Origin of the sequence: Psychrobacter sp. TB20-MNA-CIBAN-0197, from assembly GCF_040309765.1 — a bacterium.
Taxonomy (GTDB): domain Bacteria; phylum Pseudomonadota; class Gammaproteobacteria; order Pseudomonadales; family Moraxellaceae; genus Psychrobacter; species Psychrobacter submarinus.
Genome location: NZ_JBEOPC010000956.1, coordinates 1 through 256, shown reverse-complemented (window position 1 = coordinate 256; position 256 = coordinate 1). Strand labels below are relative to the sequence as shown.

General features: G+C 61.3%; 1 protein-coding gene. It reads left to right on the top strand.

Features of this window, described 5'->3' with window-relative positions:
• Window positions 1-254 (top strand): ATP-binding protein (locus tag AAEY83_RS16715; protein WP_351060883.1); only part of this gene is annotated, 254 nt, incomplete at its 5' end.
• Between the last annotated feature and the right edge of the window lie 2 nt (window positions 255-256).

Below are 256 nucleotides of genomic sequence, written 5' to 3'. Positions count from 1 at the left end.
ACACCATGGTCTATGGCGGCGGCGGCGACATGGATTGGCAGATCCTCGAGGAAAACGGCCGGGTCGGTTTGCGCATCACGCTCCGCGACGAAGGCCCGGGCATTCCCGATATCAAACTGGCGATGACCGACGGCTGGACTTCCGGCAGCGGACTAGGCCTCGGCCTGACCGGCGCCAAACGTCTGGTCAACGAATTCGAACTCGACACTGAGCCCGGCAAAGGCACGCGCATTACGATCACACGATGGACATGAAT